Source organism: Marivita sp. S0852 (assembly GCF_046591575.1).
Taxonomy (GTDB): Bacteria; Pseudomonadota; Alphaproteobacteria; order Rhodobacterales; family Rhodobacteraceae; genus Marivita.
The window spans coordinates 120,636-146,832 of sequence record NZ_JBIQWA010000006.1 but is presented as its reverse complement, the minus strand read 5'-3'; the positions used below and the strand labels follow the sequence as shown (position 1 = coordinate 146,832).

The 26,197-nt window shown below is 62.1% G+C and carries 26 protein-coding genes; 10 read left to right on the top strand and 16 right to left on the bottom strand.

Translation table 11 applies throughout. The features are described 5' to 3' along the window. Positions 1–22: 22 nt before the first annotated feature. Both ACG74X_RS14840 and ACG74X_RS14835 read right to left on the bottom strand, forming a co-directional pair. The gene (locus tag ACG74X_RS14840; RefSeq protein ID WP_411235843.1) at positions 23–988 is read right to left on the bottom strand and encodes a TAXI family TRAP transporter solute-binding subunit; all 966 of its coding nucleotides are present in this window, start codon (positions 986–988) and stop codon (positions 23–25) included. 115 nt (positions 989–1,103) lie between these two features. After that, on the bottom strand, positions 1,104–2,117 hold the full coding sequence (locus ACG74X_RS14835) for a LacI family DNA-binding transcriptional regulator (protein ID WP_411235842.1): 1,014 nt from the start codon (positions 2,115–2,117) through the stop codon (positions 1,104–1,106). Between the two features lie 133 nt (positions 2,118–2,250). Between ACG74X_RS14835 and ACG74X_RS14830 the strand changes: the two genes are divergently transcribed. From ACG74X_RS14830 to ACG74X_RS14795, 8 genes are all read left to right on the top strand, one after another. Further along, positions 2,251–3,441 (top strand): ABC transporter substrate-binding protein, encoded by a 1,191-nt coding sequence (locus tag ACG74X_RS14830; RefSeq protein WP_411235841.1) that lies wholly within the window; start codon positions 2,251–2,253, stop codon positions 3,439–3,441. Between the two features lie 12 nt (positions 3,442–3,453). After that, on the top strand, positions 3,454–4,347 hold the full coding sequence (locus ACG74X_RS14825; protein WP_411235839.1) for a branched-chain amino acid ABC transporter permease: 894 nt from the start codon (positions 3,454–3,456) through the stop codon (positions 4,345–4,347). Continuing rightward, positions 4,344–5,252, top strand: a complete 909-nt coding sequence (locus ACG74X_RS14820) for a branched-chain amino acid ABC transporter permease (protein ID WP_411235838.1) — start codon at positions 4,344–4,346, stop codon at positions 5,250–5,252. The genes ACG74X_RS14825 and ACG74X_RS14820 overlap by 4 nt, the downstream gene beginning before the upstream one ends. Continuing rightward, the gene (locus ACG74X_RS14815; RefSeq protein WP_411235837.1) at positions 5,245–5,988 is read left to right on the top strand and encodes an ABC transporter ATP-binding protein; all 744 of its coding nucleotides are present in this window, start codon (positions 5,245–5,247) and stop codon (positions 5,986–5,988) included. The genes ACG74X_RS14820 and ACG74X_RS14815 overlap by 8 nt, the downstream gene beginning before the upstream one ends. Beyond that, positions 5,978–6,697 (top strand): ABC transporter ATP-binding protein, encoded by a 720-nt coding sequence (locus ACG74X_RS14810; protein WP_411235836.1) that lies wholly within the window; start codon positions 5,978–5,980, stop codon positions 6,695–6,697. The genes ACG74X_RS14815 and ACG74X_RS14810 overlap by 11 nt, the downstream gene beginning before the upstream one ends. Beyond that, a complete protein-coding gene (locus ACG74X_RS14805; RefSeq protein ID WP_411235835.1) occupies positions 6,694–7,470 on the top strand; it encodes an N-acyl homoserine lactonase family protein in 777 nt (258 codons plus the stop codon). The genes ACG74X_RS14810 and ACG74X_RS14805 overlap by 4 nt, the downstream gene beginning before the upstream one ends. Before the next feature lie 2 nt (positions 7,471–7,472). Then, positions 7,473–8,375: an SMP-30/gluconolactonase/LRE family protein gene (locus tag ACG74X_RS14800; RefSeq protein WP_411235833.1), complete on the top strand. Its 903-nt coding sequence runs from the start codon at positions 7,473–7,475 to the stop codon at positions 8,373–8,375. A 136-nt stretch (positions 8,376–8,511) separates the two neighbouring features. After that, positions 8,512–9,978, top strand: a complete 1,467-nt coding sequence (locus ACG74X_RS14795) for an MFS transporter (RefSeq protein ID WP_411235832.1) — start codon at positions 8,512–8,514, stop codon at positions 9,976–9,978. A gap of 81 nt (positions 9,979–10,059) precedes the next feature. Here ACG74X_RS14795 and ACG74X_RS14790 read toward each other — a convergent pair whose 3' ends face one another. The 14 genes from ACG74X_RS14790 to ACG74X_RS14725 form a co-directional block, all read right to left on the bottom strand. Further along, the gene (locus tag ACG74X_RS14790) at positions 10,060–10,920 is read right to left on the bottom strand and encodes a patatin-like phospholipase family protein (protein WP_411235831.1); all 861 of its coding nucleotides are present in this window, start codon (positions 10,918–10,920) and stop codon (positions 10,060–10,062) included. 156 nt (positions 10,921–11,076) lie between these two features. Next, on the bottom strand, positions 11,077–11,298 hold the full coding sequence (locus ACG74X_RS14785; protein WP_411235830.1) for a hypothetical protein: 222 nt from the start codon (positions 11,296–11,298) through the stop codon (positions 11,077–11,079). Between the two features lie 19 nt (positions 11,299–11,317). Continuing rightward, a complete protein-coding gene (locus ACG74X_RS14780; RefSeq protein ID WP_411235829.1) occupies positions 11,318–12,958 on the bottom strand; it encodes an L-lactate permease in 1,641 nt (546 codons plus the stop codon). Between the two features lie 58 nt (positions 12,959–13,016). Continuing rightward, the gene (locus tag ACG74X_RS14775; protein ID WP_411235828.1) at positions 13,017–13,463 is read right to left on the bottom strand and encodes a universal stress protein; all 447 of its coding nucleotides are present in this window, start codon (positions 13,461–13,463) and stop codon (positions 13,017–13,019) included. Positions 13,464–13,535: 72 nt separating this feature from the next. Then, positions 13,536–15,197 carry a gamma-glutamyltransferase gene (gene ggt / locus ACG74X_RS14770; protein ID WP_411235827.1) on the bottom strand — a complete coding sequence of 554 codons (1,662 nt, stop codon included), beginning with the start codon at positions 15,195–15,197 and terminating at the stop codon, positions 13,536–13,538. A 37-nt stretch (positions 15,198–15,234) separates the two neighbouring features. Next, on the bottom strand, positions 15,235–15,447 hold the full coding sequence (locus ACG74X_RS14765) for a hypothetical protein (RefSeq protein WP_411235826.1): 213 nt from the start codon (positions 15,445–15,447) through the stop codon (positions 15,235–15,237). Positions 15,448–15,459: 12 nt separating this feature from the next. Then, positions 15,460–17,100, bottom strand: a complete 1,641-nt coding sequence (locus ACG74X_RS14760; protein WP_411235825.1) for an L-lactate permease — start codon at positions 17,098–17,100, stop codon at positions 15,460–15,462. 529 nt (positions 17,101–17,629) lie between these two features. Beyond that, positions 17,630–18,697 (bottom strand): serine hydrolase domain-containing protein, encoded by a 1,068-nt coding sequence (locus tag ACG74X_RS14755; RefSeq protein ID WP_411235823.1) that lies wholly within the window; start codon positions 18,695–18,697, stop codon positions 17,630–17,632. Between the two features lie 191 nt (positions 18,698–18,888). After that, positions 18,889–20,148 (bottom strand): TRAP transporter large permease, encoded by a 1,260-nt coding sequence (locus tag ACG74X_RS14750; protein WP_411235822.1) that lies wholly within the window; start codon positions 20,146–20,148, stop codon positions 18,889–18,891. Beyond that, positions 20,145–20,693, bottom strand: coding sequence for a TRAP transporter small permease (locus ACG74X_RS14745; protein ID WP_411235821.1), 549 nt, complete (start codon positions 20,691–20,693; stop codon positions 20,145–20,147). Before ACG74X_RS14745 ends, ACG74X_RS14750 begins: the two co-directional genes overlap by 4 nt. 66 nt (positions 20,694–20,759) lie before the next feature. Beyond that, positions 20,760–21,749, bottom strand: a complete 990-nt coding sequence (locus ACG74X_RS14740; protein ID WP_411235820.1) for a TRAP transporter substrate-binding protein — start codon at positions 21,747–21,749, stop codon at positions 20,760–20,762. A gap of 28 nt (positions 21,750–21,777) precedes the next feature. Beyond that, entirely contained in the window at positions 21,778–22,341 is a 564-nt protein-coding gene (locus ACG74X_RS14735) for a 3-hydroxyanthranilate 3,4-dioxygenase (protein ID WP_411235819.1), read from the bottom strand. 128 nt (positions 22,342–22,469) lie between these two features. Continuing rightward, the gene (locus ACG74X_RS14730; protein WP_411235817.1) at positions 22,470–23,339 is read right to left on the bottom strand and encodes an EamA family transporter; all 870 of its coding nucleotides are present in this window, start codon (positions 23,337–23,339) and stop codon (positions 22,470–22,472) included. 10 nt (positions 23,340–23,349) lie between these two features. Beyond that, on the bottom strand, positions 23,350–24,303 hold the full coding sequence (locus ACG74X_RS14725) for a dihydrodipicolinate synthase family protein (protein ID WP_411235816.1): 954 nt from the start codon (positions 24,301–24,303) through the stop codon (positions 23,350–23,352). 156 nt (positions 24,304–24,459) lie between these two features. Here ACG74X_RS14725 and ACG74X_RS14720 point away from each other — a divergent pair, with 156 nt between their 5' ends. Both ACG74X_RS14720 and ACG74X_RS14715 read left to right on the top strand, forming a co-directional pair. Continuing rightward, a complete protein-coding gene (locus ACG74X_RS14720; RefSeq protein ID WP_411235814.1) occupies positions 24,460–25,242 on the top strand; it encodes an aspartate dehydrogenase in 783 nt (260 codons plus the stop codon). Between the two features lie 6 nt (positions 25,243–25,248). After that, a complete protein-coding gene (locus ACG74X_RS14715; protein WP_411235812.1) occupies positions 25,249–26,193 on the top strand; it encodes a LysR substrate-binding domain-containing protein in 945 nt (314 codons plus the stop codon). The last annotated feature ends 4 nt before the right edge of the window (positions 26,194–26,197 follow it).

The following is a 26,197-nucleotide window of genomic DNA, read 5'->3' as shown; positions in this document are numbered from 1 at the left end:
GCCGAACCGTGTTTATTCTGGTTCAGCTCTCGGGACGCAGGCGATCCGGAACCTCATAGCCATTTTCCTCGAACCAGCGGATCGCACCCGGGTGCAAGGGCGATGTGGCATAGGCCAGGGTCAACTCTGCCAGATTGGCCCCTTGGATGGCCGGAAACGCGGTGACCTGTTCGACATCGTCCTCCATCACGGCTTTGACCATGTCATAGGCCACCTCTTCGGGCAGCTCTGGCCGCGCGGACACGCCGATCATGAAACCCCAGGTCTGGTAGGGACCGGTGTTTTCCATGTCACCGCCGGGCATGTCGACAATGGACAATTCCGGAAGCTGTTCGCGGATCATGGCGATCTTGTCTTCTGGAACAGGCAAAACCTGCACCGGCGTGAATGTCGCGATGTCGGTCGTCAAAGCGTCAAAGCGCGTACCGACTGCCGACTTGATAAACCCGACGGCGCGATTGTCCTTGATTGCCGCAGCCAATTCCCCGTTCGAGCCGCGCACCCATTCGGGTTCAACCCCAAAGAGTGCCAGAACCTCCTGGCTGGTCGCTTCCGTCGAACTGCCGCGCTGGCCGGGGCCAAAGCGCGCACCGGCAAGGTCTTCGATGCTGTCAACACCCGCATCCTGCCGCACGATCACGTTCTGAGGCGCAAGGCTATAGGCCCAGAGCAAAGGTGACTCGATTTGTTCGCCGTCAAAGGTCTTGATCCCGTTGTTGGCGTGAAACAGGGCCGATGTTGTGATCAGACCCACATCCAGCTGCCCGCGCGCCATACGCTTGAGGTTGTCCACGGTCGCACCGGTTTCCACAACGCTGGCCTGATACCTGTCCGGATAGGTTTCATTGATGATCTTCGCGAGCGACGCGAAATACGCGTAATGCGACGATTGCGCGTTCGTTGCGCCAAGCGCCAAACGCTCTTGCGACATGGCGGGCGTGGCCAGCGCCATGACCGCAACCGCGGCGATCTTTGCTAAATGTTTCATTCTCTCCTCCCAAGTTGACGATTGTAGACTAGAGTTTGCATGCACACGAATGCAAAACAATTTTTGTATATTGTTTCAATTCTTTACGAGCTTGGGGCACCCCCTCGCACAAGCATTATCCGCCGGATGTGCGTTTTTTGAGGCTGCAGGGCAAAAGCGTGACGGGGTCGATATCTGGCGGTGTGTCATCGGCAAGCCGATCGCACAGTTGCGACACCATCGGGCGCACTGGAAGGCTGACCGTGGTCAAATGAAAACTCGACCACGCCGCTTGGGGAATGTCGTCAAAGCCGATCACCGCAACATCTTCGGGCACCCGCAGGCCATTGGCGCGCAATCCCGTGATCATGCCGCAGGCGCTTAGGTCGTTGGCGCAGAGCACGGCATCGGGGCGGGGTGTCATGGCGGCAATGTCGGCCGCCGCAACAAAACCGCAGCGTTCTGTGTAATCGCCGGGCAGGATCGCCACCGGGCTTTGTCCCGCATTGGCCAGCCCCTGTTCATACCCGGCCCGACGCTGACGCGCGGTCCATGCGCCGGGCGCACCATCAAGGATGGCAATGCGGCGGCGTCCGGTCTCGATCGCATGGCGCGCGGCCAGAACGCCGCCTTGCGCAACATCCGCACAGACCGCCCCCGTGCGCCCCTGATCGTCGGCCCGGTTGAGCAGATGCACACGCAAACCCGTTTCAAGACAGGCATCCAGAACCCGGTCGCTCACCGCGAAGGAGGTAAGAACGATCTGGCGCACCTCGAAGCGTTTTATGGTTTCGAGTGCAGATGTCAGATCGTCCTTGTCCGCGCCCCCTGTGACCATCTGAAACGACAGCGGGACAAGGCTGCGCGCCTGCATTTCCTGCACCAAAGCGCCATAGAGTTCGGCATGAATAGGATTGGCAAGGCCCGATGTGACCACCCCGACAAACGGTGTCTTGCCGGAAATCAGGGCCTGGGCCATGACGTTGGGGCTGTATCCTAACGCGTTGGCTGTCTTTAATATTTTTTCCCTTTGCTCGGATGACACATAAGCGTTTTCCCGAAACGCCCGCGATACCATTGATCGCGAAACACCCGCCGCCCGGGCCACATCGGCGGCTGTGACCGTCTTTCCTGCAATACGTCCGTCCATCAAACGTTCCTGAGTTGAATAATTCAAGACTTGCCTCTTGACCGTCACGCGTCAAGTCTATTTCAATCACAAACATGATCACGTGTGCAGATCAAGGCTGCGCTCATTTCACACGATCAAGGGAGGATCAACCATGACACATACACTGCGCCTCAGCGCCGTTCTTTTGTCCACAACGCTTGCCGGGGCGGCGTCGGCCCAGGATGCGGAGCCGATCAAGGTGGGCGTGCTGCTGCCAACGACCGGGGGCTGCGCCACCGCAGGCACGCGGGCGCTTGAGGGGCACGAGGCCTATGTGTCACGCCTGAACGCCAATGGCGGCATCGACGGGCGCATGGTCGAAACACTGCACCGCGACAGCCAGTGCAACCCGGCCACGGCCACCTCGGCGGCGCGGGATCTTGTCACCAAGGACGGTGTCGATTTCCTGATCGGGGGTGTGTCCTCTGCCGAAGCGCTCGCCATCTCCGAAGTCGCGCGTCAGACCGAAACGGTCTACATGGCGGGTATCCCGAAAACCGTGCAATTGACCAACGAAGACAACATCCACCCATTCGTTTTCCGCTCGGCTGACAACACCGACAGCGAAGGCAAATCCGCCGCGATCCTTGCCGACCGTCTGGGCTGGGACAAGGTGTGCACCATCCTTCTGGATTATTCCTACGGCCATGACCTTGGCACCGCGTTCGAGGAACACCTGGCCGAATTGCGCCCCGAGGCCGAGATCGTCACGCAAGTCTGGCCCGCTGCCAATGCGGATGATTACGGATCGTTCATCACCGAATTGCTGAGCAGCGATTGCGATGGCGTGTTCTCGGGCATCTGGTCCGGGCGGTTCCCCGGCTTTGCCAAACAGGCCAGCGCGTTCGGGTTCTTTGACCAGTTCGAATATGTCTCGGCAGGGGTTCTGGGCTCGACCAAGTTCCTGGAAAACATGGGTGACGAGATGCCCATGGGCATTTGGACCAACGCGGTCGAAGTGTTCTACTATCCGCAAACCGAAGAACATCAGGAATATCTGGCCGCGATTGAGGCGCAGATCGGCGACACGCCGGATGGCTTCCATGCCACGGGCTATATTGCCATGCAGTTCATCGACGAGGCCATCCGCGCAGCTGGCAGCACCGACAGCCAGGCAGTGTCGGACGCGCTCAAGGGGCTGACGATCAACACATATCTTGGCCCGCTCACCATGCGCGAGGGCAGCCAACAGGCAGATCGCGGCACCTTCTGGGGCCAGATCGGCGAAAGCACGATCGACGGCTACGATGCGCCCGTGCTCACGCAGATCGAGTATATCTCGGCCGATGGCCTGATCGACTAAGGCGCGCGCGTCATGCTGTCGAACCCGATGTTCCTGGCGATGACCGTGCTCAACGGTCTGTCGATGGCGATGGTGCTGTTCATCATCGCCGCCGGGCTGACCTTGATCCTTGGGGTGCTGCGGATCATCAACTTCGCGCATGGCGCGTTTTTCATGCTGGGCGGCTATGTCGCCTGGCAAGTGACCGAAGTGTGGCTTGATGGCGTTCCGGGGGCGTTGTGGATCGGTGCCATCGCAGCCGCGCTTGTTCTGGGCGTTCTGGCACTGGTGGTCGAACGCACGATGCTGAAACACCTGTATGGCCGGGAAGAACACTATCAGCTGTTGTTCACCTTTGCGCTCGTGCTTTTGATCAATGACGCGGTGAAGGTCATCTGGGGCACCGACATCCTGACGATTTCGCACCCCGACAGCCTACGCGGCGCGGCAGATTTGGGCGTGACGTTCTATCCGAAATACCGTCTGTTTCTGTGCGTCTTTGGCGTTGTGGTGGCTGTGTCCCTCTGGCTTCTGGTAGAGAAAACCCGCTGGGGCCGCCTGACCCGCGCGGCCCGCATGGACCGCGAGATGTTGTCGGCCCTGGGCGTGCATGTCCCCACCGTCTTTGCCAGCGTCTTCGTGTTGGGTGCCGCGCTGGCGGGCATGGGCGGGGCGCTGGCCGCGGCCGACCGCTCGCTCTTTCCCGGCATGGATGCCGAGATCATCGTGCAATGTTTCATCATCGTGATCATCGGCGGGCTGGGCAGCCTGTGGGGCGCGTTTCTGGGGGCGATCATGCTGGGCCTGCTCACTTCCTTTGGCACAATCCTTTTCCCGCAGTTTGAGCTGGTGCTGGTCTATCTTCTGATGATCGGCATCCTATTGGTGCGGCCTTGGGGCCTTTTGGGACGCGAGGAAGCGACATGAGAGTGCTTATCCTGGTGGCCCTTGCGCTTGCGGGCTTTGCCGTGGTGCCGGTCCTGTTCGGCGAATACGGCATTTTCCTTGGGGCCGAGATCCTGATCTTCATCCTCTTTGCGCTGGCGTTCAACCTGATGCTGGGCCATGGCGGGTTGGTCAGCTTTGGCCACGCCGCCTATTTCGCCATTGCTGCTTATGGGCTGGCCATCTTGCTCACGACCTATAGCTGGCCCCTCGGCCTTGCCTTTCCCGCAGCGGTCCTGATGTCGACGGCGGTGGCCGTGCTGGTGGGCTATTTCTGCGTGCGCCTGACGGCGATCTACTTTGCCATGCTCACCCTCGCGTTCAGCCAATTGGTCTGGGCCATCGCCTTCAAGGCGGATTTCACCGGCGGGGATGAGGGCTTTGTTGGTGTCGCGATCCCCGCATGGCTCACACAGCCTGTTGCGTTCTACTACGTGACCTTCGCGGTTGTCGTGCTGTGCAGCGCGATCCTCTGGGTCATCGTGCACTCTGCCTTTGGCCGCATCCTGCGCGCCACCCGCGAAAACCCGCAACGCGCCGAATTTCTGGGCGTGCCGGTGCGCCGGGTGCGCCTTGTGACTTTTGTTCTGTCAGGCACCTTCACCGGCGTCGCCGGGGCGCTGTTCACGCTGCTCAACCGCGCGGTGTTTGTCGAATTCGCATGGTGGACCAAATCAGCCGAGGTGCTGATCATGTCCATCCTCGGCGGTGTCGGCAGTTTCTTTGGCCCGGCTTTGGGCGCCGCGGCGCTGATCCTGCTGGACCGCCAGATCACCGAGGTGACGGAATACTGGCCCACCGTTCTGGGGATCATCCTGCTGGTCGTGCTGTTCTTCCTGCCGGACGGATTGATCGGTCTCTTCAAGAAAAGGAAACCCGATGCTTGAAGTGCGTGATCTGGGCAAGAACTTTGACGGCTTCTGGGCGCTGTCCAAGGTGGACCTGACCGTCGAAAAGGGCGCGCGTCATGCCGTCATCGGCCCGAACGGCGCGGGCAAGTCGACGCTGTTCAACGCGATCACGGGATACCTCAAACCGACCACAGGCAGCGTCACGCTGGACGGGCGCGACATCACCGGCGCGGCCCCTGACCGGCTGGTGCGCGGCGGGATGGGGCGGTCGTTTCAGCGGGTGAATGTGTTTCCCGAATTGACCGCCTTTGAAAACGTGCAATCCGCCTTGCTGGCACATCACCGCCGGTTGTGGGACTTCTTCACACCCGGCGACAGCCTCTACCGCGACGAAGCGCAGGCGCTTCTGGCGCAGGTCGGTCTGGCCGAGGACGCGCCGCGCGTGGCGGGCACGCTGGCCTATGGTAAGCAAAAGCAGCTTGAACTTGCGCTGTCTCTCGCCTCGGAACCCAAGGTTTTGTTGCTTGATGAGCCCACCGCAGGCATGTCACCGCAAGAAACGATGGACATTCTGGCCCTGATCAAACGTTTGCAGGAAGAACGCGGGCTGACGCTTTTGTTCACCGAGCACGATATGGAATTCGTCTTTGCCATCGCCACGCGCATGACCGTTCTTGTGCAAGGCACGCCGATTGCCCATGGCACCCCCGAAGAGGTGCGCAACAGCGAAGAGGTCCAGCGCGTCTACCTGGGGGGCGAACATGCCGCTTGATCACACCGCAGAGCCGATCCTTGAAGTGCGCGATGTGCACGCCGCCTATGACCAGTCGCGCGTCTTGTTCGGTGTCTCGCTCAAGGTGCATCCCGGCGAAGTGGTCGCCCTGATGGGGCGCAACGGGGTTGGCAAATCCACCACCTTCCGCGCCATCATGGGCCTGACCCCGCCCAGCGACGGGCAGGTGCGTTTCAAGGGCCAGGACACCACCGGCACCGCGCCGCACCTGATGAACCGCGCCGGGCTGGCCTGGGTGCCCGAGGACCGGCGGATCTTTCCCGAACTCACCGTGCAAGAGAACCTTGATGTGGCCTCGACCCGGTCCAAGGGCGGTTGGAGCGTGTCGCGGGTCATCGGCCTGTTCCCGGACCTTGAAAAACTCATGCAGCGGCGCGGCGGCTACCTGTCCGGCGGGCAGCAACAGATGTTGACCATCGCCCGTGCGCTGATGAATGACCCAGAGGTGATCCTGCTTGATGAACCGTCCGAAGGTCTGGCACCGCTTGTCGTGCGCGATGTGTTCCATCAGGTGCAGGCGCTGCGCGATGAAGGGCTGTCCGTGGTTCTGGCCGAACAGAACCTTGATTTCGTGCTCGATCTTGCCGATCGCGTCTACATTCTTGAGAAAGGTCAGGTGAAATGGTCCGGCACCGCCGCCGAGGTGCGCGCCGACACGGACCTGCAAAAGCGGTATCTGACGGTATGAACTGGGATGTCTACGCCCTGCGCTACGGCGAAAACACCGCCCGCACGCGGCGCGACAGCTTTCCGTTCGATCCCGACCCGGACGCGCCGCACCCGATGGATTTCTATTTCTGGGTGCTGCGGCGCGGGGCAGAGGTGATTGTCGTCGACACCGGCATGTCCTCTGCCGAAGCCACCCGGCGCGGGCGCAGCGTGTTCGAAGAACCACCCGCGATGCTGGCGAGGCTGGGCATTGATCTAGCACAGGTCACGCGCGTGATCCTGACCCATCTGCATTTCGATCACGCCGGGGCGCTCGAGGCCTATCCGAACGCCCGGCTCGAGGTTCAGGCCGCCGAGCTGCGCTTTGCCACCAGCGCGCATATGGCAAACCCGGTGCTGCGCATGCCCTATACCGCCGATCACGTCACCGAAGTCGTGCGCCGTTTGCATGATGGGCAGGTGACAGTGCATGACGGCGACGCGCAGCTTGCCGAGGGCCTGCAGGCGCACCTGATTGGCGGTCACTCCGAAGGCCTGATGGCGCTGACGGTGCAAACACATCGCGGGCGGCTTGTGCTGGCCTCGGATGTGGCGCATTACTTTGAAAGCATCGACAGCGGTGCGCTTTTTGCCATCGTGTCCGATCCGAAAGCCATGGCGCGCGGGCTTGACTGGCTGCGGTCCTTTCCGCGCGACAGGGTCATCCCGGGCCACGATCCGGCCCTGCGCAAACTGTATTCCCAAATCGCCCCCGAGGTCTATGACCTCAGCGCACCCATTCAGGAGGCCTGACAATGCCCGAAGACCATCCCCAAGACGGCCTGCGCCAAACCGCCATTGACGGTGTGATCGCCGAAGGTGAAGTGCTGCGCAGGGTTGCGGGCGGCTTTACCTTTACCGAAGGCCCGATCTGGGACCCGGACAGCGACACGCTGATCTTTTCGGACATCGCCGAAAGCCGCCAATACACGTGGCGCGACGGCACGTTGGATAGCTTTCGCCATCCATCCAATCAGGCCAACGGCAATTGCTTTGATCTCGACGGGCGTGTCGTGTCCTGCGAACATGCCTCAAGCCATTTGGTGGTGCATGATCATGGCGGCAAGCGGGTGCGCGTGCTGGCCTCGCATTTCGAGGGCAAGGAGCTGAACTCTCCCAATGATGTGGTCTGCGACAGCCGGGGCCGCATCTGGTTTACCGATCCGTCCTTTGGCCGTCTGCGCGAGGATCTGGGCATCCTGCGGGACCAAGAGCTGGACTTTCAAGGCGTGTTCCGGCTTGACCCGGACGGCACGCTTGCGGCCGTGGTGCGCGATTTCAAGCAACCCAACGGCTTGTGCTTTTCCAACGATGAACGCCAGCTTTTCATCAATGACAGCTGGGGGCCGCATATCCGGGTGTTCGACGTGACCAGCGATGGCAGCCTGTCGGGGGGCGCTGTCTGGGCCGAGATTACGGGCGAGGGCGAGGGCGTGCCTGACGGCATGAAGGTGGACCTTGACGGCAGGCTCTACTGCAACGGCCCGGGCGGCGTGCATGTCCTTGCGCCGGATGCGACCAAGCTGGGCGTGATCCGCACGCCCGAGAAATCCACGAATTTCTGCTTTGCCCCGGACGGGCTTCTGTTCATCACCGCCTGCACATCGGTCTATGCCATTCAAACGGCTGCGCGCGCGAAGCCGATGAAGCATTCCTGACCCGTAACGCGCCTTTGGTCTAAGCGGTGGCAGACTTGTAGGTCCGCACTCTAATTACCCTGTTTCGCAACTTTTTTGCCGCGCTATACGTTTCACTCAACGGGCCATGGGCTGCGCTGAAAGGAACGTTGTTAAAATGGCTCAATCAACAGCCGAATATTCTGCATCCGATGATGCTACGGAACATGCCTCGGCAGACCCGATCCGGTGGCGCATCCTATTTGTGTTGCTGATCACGATTTTCATGACATTGGTCAGTGTCAGCATCGTGAATGTCGCCCTACCCTCGATCCGTCTGGGGCTGGACGCGTCGGAGTCGGATCTGCAATGGGTGCTGTCGGGCTATGCCCTGACCTTTGGGGTCGTTCTGGTCGCCGCCGGGCGTGCGGGTGACATTATGGGACGCGGCGGGCTGTTCCTGATCGGGGTGGCGATCTTCACCCTGTCTTCGGTTGCCGCCGGGCTTGCGCCCAGTGCGGAATGGCTGAACGCGGCGCGGTTTGCGCAGGGCATCGGGTCTGGGCTGCTGAACCCGCAAGGGCTGGGCATGATCCAGCATTACTTTCGCGGCGACGCCCGTGGCCGGGCGTTTGGCTATTTCGGCACCACGGTCGGCCTGTCCGTCGCCATCGGGCCGGTTCTGGGCGGGCTGTTGATCCAGGTTGGCGGCGCGGATATGGGCTGGCGTCTGACCTTTCTGGTCAACGTCCCCATCGGAGTGCTGGCCATGGTGCTGGGCTGGTTGTGGTTCCCGCGCCCGCTGATCGTCCGCCTGCCGCGTGTCGGCAGCGGCCTGCGCTCGCTTGATCCGGTGGGCGCGCTTTTGCTGGCACTGGCAGTGCTGGCGGTGCTGTTCCCATTTGTCGAGGGCGGCAGCAACGCGCTGCTCTGGGTTCTTTTGCCGGTGGGGGGCGTGCTTGGGGTTCTCTGGCTTCGGTGGGAACAACATTACGTGCGATTGGGATGCCAGCCGATGGTGGACCTCAAGATCTTCTCGACCTCCAGCTTTACCAACGGCATCACCATCATGGCGCTGTATTTCATGGGTGTGACCAGCGTCTGGGTGCTTGTCGCGCTTTATGCGCAAGAGGGCGCGGGCTATACCGCCTTGCAATCGGCGCTGTTCGGCGTGCCAGCCGCCCTGCTGTCGGCCTATGCCGCGCATTGGGCGGGGGATCGGGTCGCGTATCTGGGGCGCAAGGTGGTGATCGGCGGTCTGGTGCTGGCGCTTGTGGGGCTTGCGCTGAGCATTGTGGTTGTGGTGTTGGTCGAAACGCGCGGCATCAGCATCTGGTGGCTGATGGCGTCGCTGTCGTTCATCGGCGTCGCCCAAGGCAGCGTGATCAGCCCGAACCAGACACTGACACTGGCGGATGTGCCGCTCGATTACGCGGGCAGTTCGGGGGCCATCATGCAAACCGGGCAACGCATCGGCACCGCGGTTGGCATCGCGGTGATCACCGCGGCGGTGTTTGTCACGCTGTCGGCGACGTCCTGGGCGGTGGCGGTCTCGGTGGGCTTTGGCCTGATTGCGGTTGTGGTGGCACTGGCACTGTGGATCGCGGTGAAGGACCAACGGCAAAGGGCCGAAACGCAAGCTTAAACCAGAGTCCGATCAGGGCCGATTGGACGTGAAAAAGAGGCTCATATCCACGCTCATTCGGTTCTACCGCGATGTCGCGGGTCAGGCATTGCCCAACATTTCCTCCAGCTGCGCCTTGACCGTTTCGCGGAACGGCGCGGTCCGGGTCAGGATCTCGGTCACTTTCAGAAAATCGAGCGTCTTGAATTGGTTGACGCCGGGGCGCAGCAGGACGCTGCGGTCATGCGCCTCGGACATCTGACGCGCCATGGTCATTTGCATCATCTGCATAAAGGCTGAGACGGCATCGACCTTTGTGGGGCGCGTGCCCCCGTTGCCCACCGGCCCGCCCGACACATCCACAGCAAGGATATGATCGGCTTGGTCGGCCACCACATTCACAGGCACCGGATTGGTTGCGCCACCGTCAATGCAATAGCGCCCGTTGATCGCAACCGGCAGGAACACCGCAGGGATCGCCGCCGACGCCGCAATGGCCTTGCGCAGATCGCCAGAGGTCAGAACCGCATCCGCAGCGGCGTGGTACTCCGTCGCCACAGCGACAAGCGGCAGCGGCAAATCCTCGAAACGGGCAGGCACACGGTCCGGCAGAAACACTGACAGCACGGTTTCAAGGTTGAACTCCCCCACGCGCATACCGCCATCTTGCAGGAAGCTCTTAAAGCTATCGGGGCGGACCTTGAAGGCGTCCGCGATCAGTTGCGTGCGATCCTCGAACCGGGTGAGCGCATAATCCTCGATCTCGGCCCCGGACATGCCCGCGCAATAGCACGCGCCAAGAATGGCACCGATGGACGTACCCGCCACAATTGTGGGTCGGACCCCAAGGTCATCGAACGCCTTGAGCGCATGGATATGCGCCAGCCCCCGCGCGCCACCGCCGCCAAGCACCAAAGCCACCGTCCCGGCCATCGTCACACCCCACATCAAATCCACCGTCACACTGCGCGCGACGGCGTTCTGTGTCCACCGGTCTCTGGCTCAACGTCATTGACATGGTGAAGCGGATCGAACGATCACCTGCCCATTCTGTCCTGACCATCTGGTTCACAGACGTTTGTTTCCGACCGGGTCGCCTATTCATTCGCTCTCCTGCGTTCAGACGCGGTCGTCTTCTGGCAGGCCAACCTTTGTTGGTTCGGGGGTTTTGTCTTTTTCCGGAAACAGCCTGCGCAGCGGAGGCAGGATGCCCCCAAGGACAAGGGCACCCAGCCCGATCCACCACAACAGAGCCGGGCCGCTTGTGGTTCCGATGCTGATCAGCGGGAAAGCGATCAGCAAAAGCACCAGCGAAACACTCAGTGTCAGAAAACGATTCATGTTCGGTTCCCCTTTTGCGTTACGGGATCAGCCAGACAAGCAGCATGGTGGCGGCCCCGGTCAGGGCTACGGCCACAAGTGTCCAGGGCAGGGTCTTGCGCAGGATTGCACCCTCCTGCCCCGCGATGCCTGCGGTACTGGCCCCCAGCACCACGTTGGCGGGCGCAATCGCGTTACCGATGGCACCGCCTGCGGATTGCGCGGCGATGATGCTGGCTTCCGGCAGGTCTTTCAGCTCTGCCACCGATTGCTGCAGGTCCGAGAACAACACGTTGGACGACGTGCTGGAGGATGTCATAAAGGCCCCCAGCGCGCCGATGCTGCTGGAGGCAAAGGCAAAGGCCATGGCCGGGGCAACGGATGCGATCCCGAGGGCAAGCACATCGTTCTGGCCCGAATGGTTCATCATCTGTGCCATCGCCAGAAACGCGATCACCGGCACAGAGGCGGGAACCGCATCGGCAAAAAGCGCGCTGGTGATGGAACGGTCTTCTGGTGCCTCGCCCTCGGCCCGCGCCTGCGCGGCGTAATACCCACGGGCCCGGTAGATCCCCCAGGTGGCAAACGCCGTGATCAAAAGGAACGTGCCGGGATGGGTCAGCGGGCTAAAGGGCGAATAGGGCGACGCGGCTTCGCGCAGGATGCCATAGCCGGTGGTCACGGCCGGGAACGGCAGGCCCACACTGAACACGCCAAGCGCCTGATTGATTGGTTCGATCACCAGCGCACCGATGGTCAGAACGGTCAACAGCACGTAAGGCAGGAACGACATGGCAAAGCCCATGGGCGCCGCTGTCTCGGCTGTGTCATGGCTGCGGTCGTTCCGCATGGCCGGGCGGTCGGTGATGCTGTCGGGCATGTCGGCATAGCGTTTCCAGCGCGACAGAGGGTACAGCGCGAGCAGGGCAAGCGTGGCCGGAATGAAGGTGGACAGAACCGGATCAACCAGCGTCATCACCGCCTGCCCGCCGCCATGAATCACCGAGATGATCAGCACCAGCGGCCAGGCATGGCGCAGCGCAGGCCCGCGCCCGTACATCCAGACCACGGTAAACCCGCCAAGGACCACCGGGATAATGAGCAGCAAACCCGTCTGGAACGCGACGGCGGCCTGATCGGCCAGGTCAACCACCTGCAATGTGGCCAGCCAACCCACCGCCAAGGTGCCAAAGAACTTGGCCCAGACATGCGCGATGATCGGGAAAGCCACCGCATAGATGGGGCGGACCCCAAAGGCCACCAGCAAGGGCGCGACCACGGCAATCGGGGTGCCAAAGCCTGCAATCCCTTGCAGGAAGGACGAAAACACCCAGCCAAGCGCCAACACAACGAACAGCTCATTGCGGCTGAACTTGGTGATCCCCTGCCGCAGCGCCTCGTAGCCGCCGGCCTGATCTGTCACCTGATACAAAAGCAGCGCGGGCCAGACGACATAAAGGATGAACACGGCATCCCAGATGCCCTTGGCCCCGCCCACGGCGAGGGTTTCCAGCGGGGTCTGGAACGCGAACAGCGACACCGCCGCTGCGGTGAACATGCCAAACATCCCCGCCTGCGGCGCGGTCCAGCGCAGCAGAACCATCAAAACCATCAAAACGAGGATCGGCAAAAGCGCGTAACCCCACTGTAAAAGATCAATCGGAATTTGAGTGTCGGTCATGTGCCCATGTCCTTTGTACGGTCTGTCGTCGGTGTTTTTGTATCGCGGGGGAGGGCGATCAGCGGATGACCAGCACCGGAACCGAGGTTTTGACCAACACTTCCGATGTCTGGCTGCCAAGCAGCATCTTTTGAACGCCGCGACGTCCGTGTGACGACATCACGATCAAATCGCACGCCTTCAGCCTTGCAGTGCGCACAATTGCTTCCGCCGGAGAGGTATCAATCTCATGCGCAAGGCCAGCCTGGATCCCGTGTTCCTCGGCGCGCTCCCTGAAAACCGCGAAGCGTTCTTGTGCCTTGCGTTCAAGCTGCTCCTCATAACGGTCAGTGGCTCCTTTGACACCGGCCATCCAGGCGGCTTGTGCCGCATCGGGTTGCATCGGCTCTGACACGGTGAGGATTGTGAGTTTCGCATCAAGCGACTTGGCCAGGGACACCGCGTGCTCTAGCCCCTTGAGCGCAAGCTCGGAGTCGTCTGCTGCTACGAGAATATGTTTGTACATTGACCTTTGCTCCCAACTTGTCGGCCCCACTCCCCCCCGGACATCTGCGATGGTCGGGGGGCGACGGGTTCTCTAGTATCCTATCGCGCAGCCATCGCCGCGCGGGTCGGCCCCGCCTTCGTAAAAGCCGGTATCGGCGTTCCAGCGGATCGCCTGGGCGTGGCCCACGATGCTGTCCCAGCGGCCCACCCGTTTCACTGGCTGGCCGCGCGCGATGAGTTCGCGCAGCACGTTTTCCGGCACATCGGATTCAATCCACAGATCGCGCGACGCCATCCCCCATGTGCGCCCATAAAGCCAACGGGGCGCCTCGATCGCCTGTTGCACGTCATAGCCAAAGTCGATCATCCGGGTCAGCATCGCGGCCTGCGTCTGCGACTGCCCTTCCCCACCCATTGTGCCATAGGCAATCGCCGGGGTGCCGTCCTTCATCGCAAGGGCCGGAATGATGGTGTGAAAGGTGTTCTTACGCGGCTCAAGCCGGTTGGGGTGGTTTTCATCCAGCGCAAAGAAGCTACCCCGGTTCTGCATGATGATGCCGGTGTCGCCCCCCATCACACAGGCGCCGAAATCGTAATAGGGCGACTGGATTTTCGACACCATCATCCCATCGCTATCGGTCACACAGAAATAGACCGTGCCGCCCTTCGGGGCGGATTTGTCAAACTCGGTGCCATAGCGCAGGCCGGGCACCGCCTCGTCGTCCGTCAAGGCACGATCCGCCTGGATCAGCTTGCGGCGCTCGTCGGCGTACTCTTTACTCAGCAACTTATCCAACGGGATGTCGACAAAATTGGGGTCGGTCAGCCATTCATCGCGGTCCGCTGCCGACAGTTTCAGCGCCTCGGCCATATGGTGATAATAGTCGGGTGTGTTGTCGCCCCAGCTTGCCACATCGTAGCCGTCCAGCAGGTTGAGAAACTGAATGGCCGTCATGCCCTGCGTGCTGGGCGGAAGCTGGTAGATATCATATCCCCGGTAGGTCGTCGTGATCGGATCGACCCATTCGGCCTGATACTCGGCGAAATCCTCTGCGCGCAGCGGCGATCCTTCGGGCTCCAGCCCAGCACAGATACGTTCGGCCAGCTCGCCCTCGTAAAACCCCGCGCGCACGCCCTTTTTCGCGATCAACTCCAGCGTATCTGCCAGCTTGGGCTGCGCAAGGGACTCGCCGTCGCGCATCGGTTTGCCGTTGGGCGAAAAGGTTTCCGCCATGCCGGGGTCCTTTTTCAGCAGATGCTCATCTGCGACCATCCAGTCCGCCAGGGAGCGCGTGACAGCAAAGCCATTGCGCGCGTAGTGAATGGCGTCTTCGAACAGGTCGGCCCAGTCGAGCTTGCCATAGCGGTCATGCGCGATGCGGAACCCGTCCAATGCACCGGGCACCGTCAGCGCGGCAAGTGGCCCCCGGTCGGGGATGCGGTCGGTGTGGCCTTTATCGTTGTAAAATTCGATGGTGGCCTTGGCCGCCGACGGGCCACTGGCACGGATCGCCTCTACGTCCTTGGCCTTGCCCCCGGCAATCAGCCAGAACCCATCCCCGCCAATGCCCGACATCTGCGAATAGACCACAGCCATCGTCAGGTTCAGCGCAATCGCGGCATCCACGGCGCTGCCGCCCTGACGCAGGGCTTTCATGCCGGATTCCGAAGCCAAATAATGCGGCGACGACACCATGCCGCGTGGGGCGTAAACAGGCGGGCGTCCAGTGCGGGGTCCGAGTGCGTTGCTCATTGTATCAGTCCTTTCGAATTGAGGAGTGTGCCTTTGGTCAGGAATCGTTGTCGGTCGTGGCGGGTGGCGCACCAAGGATCAGCCGTTGCGCCGGCGGGATCAGTCCGCCGCAGATCAGCGACAGCAGGCCCAGCCACCACAGCAGATCAGGCCCGGTGGTCATCCCGATGCTGATCAGCGGAAACGCCGCGACCAGCAGGAAGAACGACAGGCTCAGATAGGCGAGCCGGTTTCGGAAAAGGGTCGTCATCGCCTGTCCTCCTTAATTGCCGAACATGACCATCAGGACGGTCGCGCCCCCGGTCAGCACGAACGCCGCAAGGGTCCAGGGCAGGGTCTTGCGCAGGATGTCGCCTTCGCGGCCGCTGATCCCGGCAGTGCTTGCCCCCAGAACAACGTTGGCGGGGCCAATGGCGTTCCCGATATTGCTGCCCGCGTTTTGCGCCGCCAGAATGGTCGCCACGGGCAGCTCTTTCAGCTTGGCCATCGTCTGTTGCAGGTCAGAGAACATCAGCGTGGAAGACGTGCTGCTGGACGTCGCAAAGGCCCCGATCACGCCGATGCCGTTCGCCATGAAGGCATAGACAGTGGCCGGTGCCACGGCGGCAATCCCGTAGGCCAAAGCCTCGTTCTGGCCCGAATGATCCATCACCCGCGCCATCACCAGAAACGCGATGATCGGCACAGAGGCAGGGATCGCACTGGCAATAAGGCCACCGATGATCGACGTGTCTTCGTCGGGATGGCGGGTCTGCCACGTCTTGTAATAGCCGCGCAGCGTGAAGATCACCCAGGTCAGCACCGCCGTCAGGGCCAGGCTGGTGCCCGGGTTCTGCAAGGGCGCGATGGGCGAATAGGCGTCAACGGCTGCATTCACGATGCCATAGCCGGTGGCGACATCGGGAAAGGGCAGACCAACGGTAAACCGGCCCAAAGCCTCGGCAAGAGGATCAATGAGCGCCGAGCCAAGGGTGATCAGCGTCAACACACCATAGGGCATGAAGGACATGGCCAACCCCATCGGCGGCGTTTTCTCTGCGATGTCGCCGGTCATGTCGCCCCTCATGGCCGGGCGCACCGGAATATCGGTGCTGGGGTCCGCATAGCGCCGCCACCGCGACAGCGGATAAAGCGCCAGCATGGCCAGCGCCGCCGGGATGAACACACCCAGAACCGGTTGAAACTGCACAACCAGAAGCTGCCCCACCCCCTGAATGGCCGAGATGATCAGGATCAGCGGCCAGGCATGGCGGATCGCGGCCCAACGTCCGTACATCCACACAATGGTAAAGCCGCCCAAAAGCACCTGAATGATCATCAGCCCGGCGGTCTGCGTGCCCATCGCGGCGGTCGTGGCGGCGTTCAGATCGACCACCTGCAACGAGGCGATCCAGCCAAGCCCGAGCGTGCCGTAATACTTGGCCCAGATATGCGCGATAATGGGGATCGCCACCGCATAGACAGGCCGCATCCCGATGGCGACCAGCAGCGGCGCCACCACCACGATCGGGGTGCCGAACCCGTCGATCCCTTGCAGGAATGAGGTGAACACCCAGCCAAGCGCCACTACGATGAACAGCTCATTGCGGCTGAAACTGACGATACCCTGACGCAACGCCTCGTATCCGCCGGCCTTGTTCATGACGTGATACAAAAACAGCGCCGCCCAGATCACAAAGAGGATCGGCGCGGAATCCCACACGCCCTTGGCCCCGGCCGCAGCAAGGGTCTCAACAGGCGTCTGGAACAACAGCAACGCAACCGCAGCCGCCACAAACATGCCCGTGGTGCCCGCCTGCTGCGCCGTCCAGCGCAATTGCACCAGAAGAAACGCCAAAATCAGGATCGGTGCCGCCGCCGCAAGCCAATGCAGCAGGTCTATGGGGATCAACGTGTCTTGCATGATCTTCTGTCCTCACCCGCCAAGTCTCAGGATCTGCAGGTGTGGGCAATAACGGGCACCGGCTTTCGTTTGGGGCCAAGCCTCGAAAGACTTTGAAAAGCAAGCAGTGCAAGCGCGTTCAAGGACAGGATTTCAAAAACATAGACAGACATCTGAGCGAACCTCCGAATTCATGAGGGGGCCGACGGCCCCTTCATCTGTCCAAGCTTCACACATCTTCAGCCCAAGCCGATTAACCGGCGTTAACTTGTGACGACAATCCTTCCGATCAGCCCTGTGACCGGCAAGGAAGTGCCGGAATGCCGGCTGCACATGATCATGATTGGAACGGTGTTCTGGATGTCTGGTTTCCCGCAGAAAGCGCCCTCGATATCGACGCAAAGACGCATCACGCACGACAGCCCTTAGCGGATGCAGGGCGGTGCCGATGATGCGATCCGAACCCGGCGTTCAGTCAGGTGGTCCACTGCGCTGACGCTTTGTGCCAATGTTGCCGATAGCACCCGGGCAGACCGGGCGTGCCGCGCAGCTAGACGCGCGCGACGATTGATCCCATCAGGTTTTGCAGATCACCGAAATATCCAGCCGACCGGGCCGGACGGGTCGGGTCAGAGGTGATGGCGATGGTCAGCCCCACATCCGGCACAACCGCCAGAATTTGCCCGCCATAACCACGGCCATAGGCCGCCCGTTGACCGCCGATGCGTGTCAGGAACCAGCCATACCCATATCTGTCGCCGCTCCATTGCGAACGGCCACGCGGCTCCCAGCTTGTGCTGATCCAGGACGCGGGAATAACTTGCGCACCGTTCCACTGTCCTTCGGCCAGAACCATCTCACCGACCCGTGCAAGGGCGCGCGGAGACAGGGCCATCTGGTTGCCGCCCATGTAATTTCCCTGCGGGTCGCGGTCCCAGGGCGCGATGTCAATGCCAAGCGGGTCGCCCAGCCAGTCGCGCGTCAGGCTTAGCAGATCGCGCCCCGTCACCCGGGCCAGCACCGCACCCAGCACATGCCAGCCGCCCGTTGAATAGATAAAGCGCCCGCCAGGCCGGGCGACAAGATCGCGCGTCAGAACATGGTCGATCCAGTCCGGACTGGCCACCCAGGCCCCATAGGCCCCGCCCGAGGTGCTGGCCAAACCCGTTCGCATCGACAACAGATCGCCGACAGTGATGGCGTCGCGCGCATCCCCGGTTGCGGGGCGTCCCAAAGCCGAAAGCACCCTGACCTCTGGCCCGGCAAGCGCACCGCGCTCAATCGCGACCCCCGTCAGCAAGGCAAGCAGGGTCTTGGAGACAGATTTGACATTGGCAGCTGCATCAAGCCCACCACCCGCAAAGGCCCGTTCGAAAACTGCCTCGCCGTTGCGGCGCACAACAATCGCGTGCAACTGGTCCAGTTCACCGGCAAGGGCACCTATTCCGTCGCCCTCGCCTTCTTGCGCCGCGACGGGCATCGACAGGAGTGCGGGTGACGTCAAAGCGGACAAACTCAGACCCATCGCGCCCCGCCGTGTGAGATACCGCGCGCCCTTGGGTCCAGTGCCAATGGGTTCGGACAAACCTGTCGGCAAAAGCGGTTTGTTTTTCTTCATGCCAGTCTGACCAAAAATCATTCGTTATCGCCCCTTCCACCCGTGCCTCTTGTTGTGGGGGTCAAATATGATGAACCGCCCAAAGATGGCATGGCCCCAAACGGCTTCGTGAAGCGGCGGCAGATTGCTTCCGCATGTAACACCGCTTTTCATTTCCGCCTGCTTTTAGTGTCAGTCGGGATGCGTCGCCGTTAAATGAGGGCCGTCGACAGCCACGGGAACCGGCTGAGCATCACCAGAATAAGGGTCACAGCCAACAGAAACGGCCACAGCGACCGCAGGATGCGGCCGGGGGACGCGCCGCTCATCGACGACGCGATATAGAGGCCGACGCCCACAGGCGGGGTCAGCAGGCCCAACACCAGATTGAGGCACATCACCACGCCGAACTGGTAGGGGCTGATGTCGTAATCGTTCATCGCGATGGGCAGCAGGATCGGCGTGATCAGGATGACCGCGGCGATGCCGTCGATCAGCATGCCCACCAGCAGCAGGATGCAGTTGACGATCAGCAGGAACAGGAACGGATCGCTGGTGATCGACGTGATAAGCGCAGCCAGCTTTTGCGGAAGGGCCTCGTAGATGATGACCCAGCCAAAGACATTCGCCGCAGCGATCATGAAAATGATCATCGACGCATTCACCGCCGTGCGCCGGAACATTTTCAGCAGGGAGCCGGGCTTCAACTCCTTGTAGATCAGCCAGCCGACCACAAAGGCGATAAGCGATGCGATGGCGGCGGATTCGGTCGGTGTGGCAATGCCGAAAAGGATGCCGCCGATGATGGCAATCGGGATCAGCGCGGCGGGCAGGCAGGACAGAAGCGCCGATATCGCCTCCTGCCGTGTGAACCAATCGCCTTTTGGGAACCCTTGGATGAACCCGATCACCGCGATCACGAGGGCAAAGCTTGTCGCAAGAAGCAGACCGGGCAGGATCCCCGCCAGAAACATGTCGCCGATGGGGATCTGCGCCAAAACGCCGAAAATGACGAACATCATCGAGGGCGGAATGACGGGGGCCAGAAGCCCGCCCGCCGCAGTGGTCGCGGCGGCAAAGCCGGTGTCGTAGCCTTCCTTCTCCATCTCGGGCGTCATGGCGCGGGCCATCACGGCAATCTGTGCGGTGGCCGATCCGATGATGGCGGCCATGAACATGTTGGCAAGCAGGTTGATATAGGCCAGCCCGCCCCGGAACCCGCCGACAAAAACGCGCGCGGCGTTGATCAGGCGGCGCGTCATGCCGCCTTCGTTCATCATCTCTCCGGTCAGCATGAACAGCGGGATCGCCAGCAGGCCGTAGTTTTCCAGCCCCGAGAACATCTTTTGCGCGAAGCTGTCGTACAGGACGGTGTTGCCGCTTTCCCAGATATACCAGATCGCGGTCAACGCCAGCACCAGCGCGACCGGCACCGCGATCAGCAGTTTGAAGGCAAAGATCAGCGGTGTCATTGGCTGGCCTCCGCGTCTTCGAGACGGCCGGGGCGGTGACCTAAAAGGTTCGCGAGGCTGTGCAGCGTGGCACCAAGGGCAAAGAGCCACATCACGCTCCAGATCCAGACCTTTTTGATGCCGAGCGTCGTTGTCGGTTCGTCATAGATGAAATTGAAGGTCGCCCCCTGAAACGCCGACACATCAAAGCCCTGCCGCGCCAGATCCAAGGGCGCGAACCAGCGCCAGCAGAACCAGAGCATGAAGAGCGCAAATCCCAGCACGATCAGATCGACCAGCTTGGCGACCACCCTGCGCACGGCCGGCGGCAGCGCATCGGTCACAACCGTCACCGCCACGTTGTGCCCATAGTGCAGCGCGGCGGAGGCACCGAGGAACGTCATCCACGCCATCGCGTAGATAGCCAGTTCATCGACCCAGAACAGCGCCGCACCAGCCGCGCGGGTGATCACGTTGAGCAGGATCAAAACGGTGATCGCAGCGCCCAGCAGCGCCGCTGCCGTCACCTCGACCCGCGCCCATGCCGCCGATGCGCTGCCCAACATATCGCGTTCCCCCTTCACAAAAAAGAAGGCGCAGGACCCCTGCGCCTCCGGTGCAATACGGTGCCCTTACTGGCTGGCCGTGTCCTCGGCGACCTTGCGCAACTCATCCAATGTGGCGGTCTTGTCGGCCCATGTCGCGTTCCATTGATCGACGGCATCACCAAAGAAATCGCGGTCGACCTTGACATAGGTCTTTCCGGTGCCTTCGATCTGGTCAAGCCACCCCTGTTCGAGCTCGACATAGGTGTCGATGGTGCTGTCCAGATGCTGTTCCATCAGCTCTGCAATCAGCGCGCGGTCCTCCTCGGAGAGGCCCGCCCAGACCCGGCCCGACACAAGCCCGACCATCGGGAACATCATGTGATCGGACTGCAGGATCGTGTCGGCATGGTCGTAGTATTTCAGCGCCCAGATCAGTTCGGCATCCATGTCGATCGCGTCCACCTGACCGTTGGCGAGCGCGTCATAAACCGCGGGCAAGGGCATGGGTGTCGGGGCCGCCCCGATGGCGTTGTAGAAATCGAGGATCGGATCGAACGGCGTGATGCGCAGCTTGAGCCCGGCAAGATCTTCCGCCGAGTCGACTTCCCCCCGGCTGACGATCTGGCGCAGCCCCGCCATGCCATAGGCCACGCCGACGACACCCGCCTCGCGCGGCAACTGATCCAGCATGCCTTTCGCCGTATCGCTGCGCAGGATGCGCCCGGCATGTGCGATGTCATTCGCCAGATAGGGCGCGTAGAACGCGCCGAAATCGGTGACGCGGTTCGACACTTCGGCGACGGTCATGAACGCCATGTCCAGCGCGCCGGTCTGCAACTGTTGCAGCATCTCGGCCTCGTTGCCCAACTGGCGGGCCGGAAAGACGGTGACGCTGTGCGCGCCGTCGCTCGCCTCTTCCAGTTCGGTGCCGAACGCCTCTGCCGCCTTTGTCCAGACATGCGAGGGCGGGGTGATCAGGCCCAGCCGGAAATCCTTGGCGCTGGCGGCGCTGGCGGTCACGAGGGCAAGCGCGGCAAGCGCCGCGCGGCCCAGTGCGGTGATGGTCTGTGTCATGGCGAACTCCCTGATCGGTATTTGTTATTTATAGCTGAACCCAATCGGCGGGCGGCTTGCCCTTGCCGGGGTGGATTTCGCCGCAATTGGGGCAGGTCCGTGCCTCGGTGCTACTATGGAACTTCTCGTAGATCACGGGCAGCGCCGACACGATCCCGTCCGGGCCTTCCAGCGTCACTTCCTCGCGATGCACCAGCCCCTCGCAGTTGAAGCAATACCACTCGAACCCTTCTTTCATCCCCGGCTGACGCGGCGCTTCAACGACAATGCCGATGGAGCCTTCCTGCGGCCGCTGCGGCGCGTGGCGGGTGTGCGGCGGCAGCATGAACACCTCGCCCTCGCGCACCGGCACGTCATAGATCTTGCCGCCATCGGCGATCTTGAGCATCATGTCGCCCTTTTGCTGGAAGAACCATTCCTCCACCGGGTCATCATGGAAATCGACGCGCGTGTTGGGGCCGCCAACGACCATGACGATCATGTCGCCTTCCTTGTGCAGCAGCTGGTTGCCCACGGGCGGGCGCAGTTTGTCGGCGTTGTCTTCGACCCATTTCTTGAAATTGAACGGCTTGAGCGTCGGATGATTGGACATGTGCATTCCTCCTGCGTGCAGTGCGCCTTCGGGGTGAGGCGGATATTCAAGTCAAAGGTTAGGCCAATTCGCGCCGGGCAAAGACCTATTTCAGAGAAATCCGTTATCGGGTTTTCCGATACCGAGCGCTACCACACCATCAAAGCCGTGCCCACCACCGCCACCCCCGCCGGGAGGATCAACCGCCACAGACCCGCCGCAGGTCGGCCAAGCAGTGCCACGCCCAGAAGCGCGGTGAAGAACACCTCAAGCGATCCGAGCGTCGCAACCACCACCACCGATGCCGATTTGAGCGCGAAGAACTGGAATATCTGCCCGGCGCTGAGCGCAAATGCGGTGAGCCAATGCCACGGCCCGCGATCGACAAGCAATGCGCGCACCCGGCCCCGCGCCAGCGCAGCGGACAGCATCCAGATCATGCCCGCCCCCGCGCCGATCAACGTTCCAAGCGCCGCATCTGGCAGCCGGTCGAGCCCGCCGCTGCGCAGCGCGTAGGACATTGCATAAAACGCCGCCGATCCGACGCCGAGCCACCAGCCACCTGCAGCGCCGCCGCGCGGCTCCGAGGGCCGTCCGATATAGATAAGGACCGCCGCGATCACCAATACCGCGCCAAGCAGGGTTTTCGCGCCCGGAACCTCGGCCAGAAAGATCACGCCGAGCGGCAGGGCGAAAACCGGCGTCAGACGCCGCAGCAGGCTGGTGGCGACCGGCCCGATCTGCTCGGTCGCGCGATACATGGTGCGGCGGCCCAGCACCATCGAGAAGAGCCCGGCGGCGATGAAAATGGCGATGGGCAGCACGGCACCGGGCGTGGCCAGGGACGCCGCTGCCACCTGCCCCCATCCCAGCCAGAGCGCGCCCGACACCGCGGCTGTCACCGCGACCGAGAGGAACACGCCATTGTCGCCTTGCGCCGTGGCCTTGCCCCGCACGATAGTGACCCCCGCCAGCCCGTAGGCCAGCGCGGCCAAGAGCGCGAAGCCCTCGCCCGTCATGGCGTTTGCGTCAAAGCTTCAGCCCGCAGGTTTCGAACGCCTCTTTCGTCGCGGATTTTTCCGCCTCGGTCAGCTCCAGCATCGGATGGCGCACGCGCCCGCCGACCTGCCCCAGCAGTTCCTGCCAATACTTGCCATGCGCGGTGGGCTTGCCGCCGGGCTTGGTGCTCTTGATCGCTTGGCGCACCGGATCGAGGCTGTCGCGCACGCGGCGCGCCTCGTCGAATTTCCCGGCAAAGGCCAGTTCGGTATATTCGTGCATCCGCCGGTCGTTCTTTGTCTGCAACTGGTAGGGCGGCGAGGAGCAGAGATAAAGCTGCCAGCCAAGCTCCTCGATATTGTCGAGCCAGTCATCCTCTGCCGAGGTGGAGACGAGGATCTTGTCGCCCACCATTTTGGTCAGGCGCGCATACATCTCGCGCGGGACGGAATACTTGATCGCCATGATGTTGGGCAGTTCCGCGATCCGGGCGCAGGTTTCCGGCTCCATCAGATAGCCGCTGTCCGGATGGCTCCACATCGCTATGCCGATATCGAGCCGGTCGCAGAGGTGCTTGTAGTAATTATACAGAACCTCCTCACGCTCGTGGCAGAAGCTAAGCATGGGCGCGTGAACGACAACGTAATCCGCGCCGCAGTCCTGCGCGTGGCGGCCAAGCTCAAGCACGGTGTCCACGTTCTGATCCGAGATCGACATGATCGTGCCTGCGGTGTCGCCGCATTCATCCGCCGCGATGGTCATGTTGCGCTTGCGCTCGTCCAGCGACATGGACCAGAATTCGCCCTGCTTGCCGGCGATGAACAGACCCTGAATGCCCAGATCGTCGATCCAGTGGCGGATGTTGCGGCGCAGGCCCGCCTCGTCCAGCGCCAGATCCTCGTCGAACGGGTTGAGCGCGGCTGCCCAGATGCCGCGCATGTTTTCGCGGGCATAGGCCTTTGCGTCGTGCTTTGCGTATTTCATGGTAACGGCTCCGAAAGATCGTGGCGGTTGGTTTGCGCCCACTTAAGCGCCGGGCTGGCAGGAAAGCCAATCGGAAGGGCTGGAATTGGGTATCCAAAATTTCTATAGCAAACAGCTTGGGGTTTCGATTATAGATGGCGAAAACTGGAGACGCGCATGAAAATCGGGATCATCGGCGAAGGGGCCATCGGGCGCTATGTGGCGGACAAACTGCGCGAAGGCGGTAACGGTCCGCACGCCATCCTCGTGCGCCCTGCCCGGCTGAGCGAGCCGAATGACACCGGCGCGGCGCGTGTCAGCAGCGTGGGCAATCTGCCGCCCGATCTAGATTTGATGGTCGATTGCGCCGGACACGCCGCGTTGATCGACCATGGCGCGGCCATTCTGGAGCGCGGGATCGACCTGATCACGGTGTCGCTGGGCGCGCTGGCGGATGCTGCACTGGAACAAAGGCTCACTGATGCCGCCCGCGCTGGCGGCGCGCAACTGCATCTGGCAAGCGGGGCCATCGGCGCGCTCGATTGCATGCAAGCCGCGCGTGTCGGCGGGTTGACCGAGGTGATCTATACCGGGCGCAAGCCGCCGAACGGCTGGCGCGGATCACCCGCCGAGGATCGCATTGATCTGGACGGGCTGACATCTGCGACCACCCATTTCGACGGCACCGCGCGGCAGGCCGCGACGGAATACCCGAAAAACGCCAATGTCGCCGCCGCCGTGGCCATCGCCGGGATGGGCTTTGACGCCACCAAGGCGCGGCTGATCGCCGACCCCGATGTGACGGCCAATATCCACGAGATCGAGGCAAAGGGCGCCTTCGGCAGTTTCACCTTCCGGATCGAGGGCAAGGCCCTGCCCGACAATCCGCGCAGCTCCGCGCTTGCCGCGATGAGCGTGATTTCCGCCATCGAGCGCCGCCGCGCCGCGATCACGACGTAAGCCGCCATGGTGTCCAATCACTCCCGCATCGTCGACCGCGCGCTGACCCGGCTGAAACTGCGCCAGTTGCGGCTCTTGGTGAAGGTCGGCGAGCACGGCAATATCCAACACGCCGCACGCGATCTGGGCATCTCGCAACCGGCGGCGACCAAGATGATCCAGGATCTGGAGATCGATTTCGAGGTCCAGCTTTTCGAGCGCACCAATCGCGGTGTCGTGCCGACGGTGTTCGGCGAGGCGCTGATCCGGCACGGCAAGCTGATCTTTGCGCAGGTGTCGAACGCCGCGCAGGAACTGGACGATCTGAACGAGGGCAATAGCGGCCGGGTCGTTGTCGGCACCTTGCTGGCCGCGTCCCCGACTCTTTTGCCGCGCGCGATAAAGCGGCTTCTGCACACCCGGCCCAATGTTGCGATCAAGATCGTCGAGGGCACCAACGAGGCGCTGATGCCCGCGCTGCGGTCGGGCGAGATCGACATGATCGTGGGGCGTCTGCCAAGTCACCGGCACCGGTCCAGGATCGAACAGGAAACCTTTTTCGACGAGCGTGTGATGGCCGTCGCAGGCACGCAGCATCCGCTCGCCACAGCCACCAACGTCTCGTTCGAACAGCTCAAGCCCTTCGGCTGGATCTTGCCCCCCATCGAAACCACTCTCCGGCGGCAGACGGATCAGTTCTTTATCAAACAGGGGCAATACCTGCCGACCACGGTGATCGAGTCGGTGTCCTACCTGGCCAATCGCTCGCTGCTTCGGTCCCATGACCTTGTCGGTCTGCTCCCGGCCCATGTCGCGGCGCTCGATATCGAGGCGGGGCTATTGTCGGCGATTGATTGGGATGTTCCGTTCGGCGGGCGGCCCGTGGGTGTCTCTTATCGCGGCGGCAGCAGCCTGTCCCCGGCCGGAAGCGCGTTTCTGGAGGCTTTGCGCGAGGAAGCGGCCACGATTTGAGGCG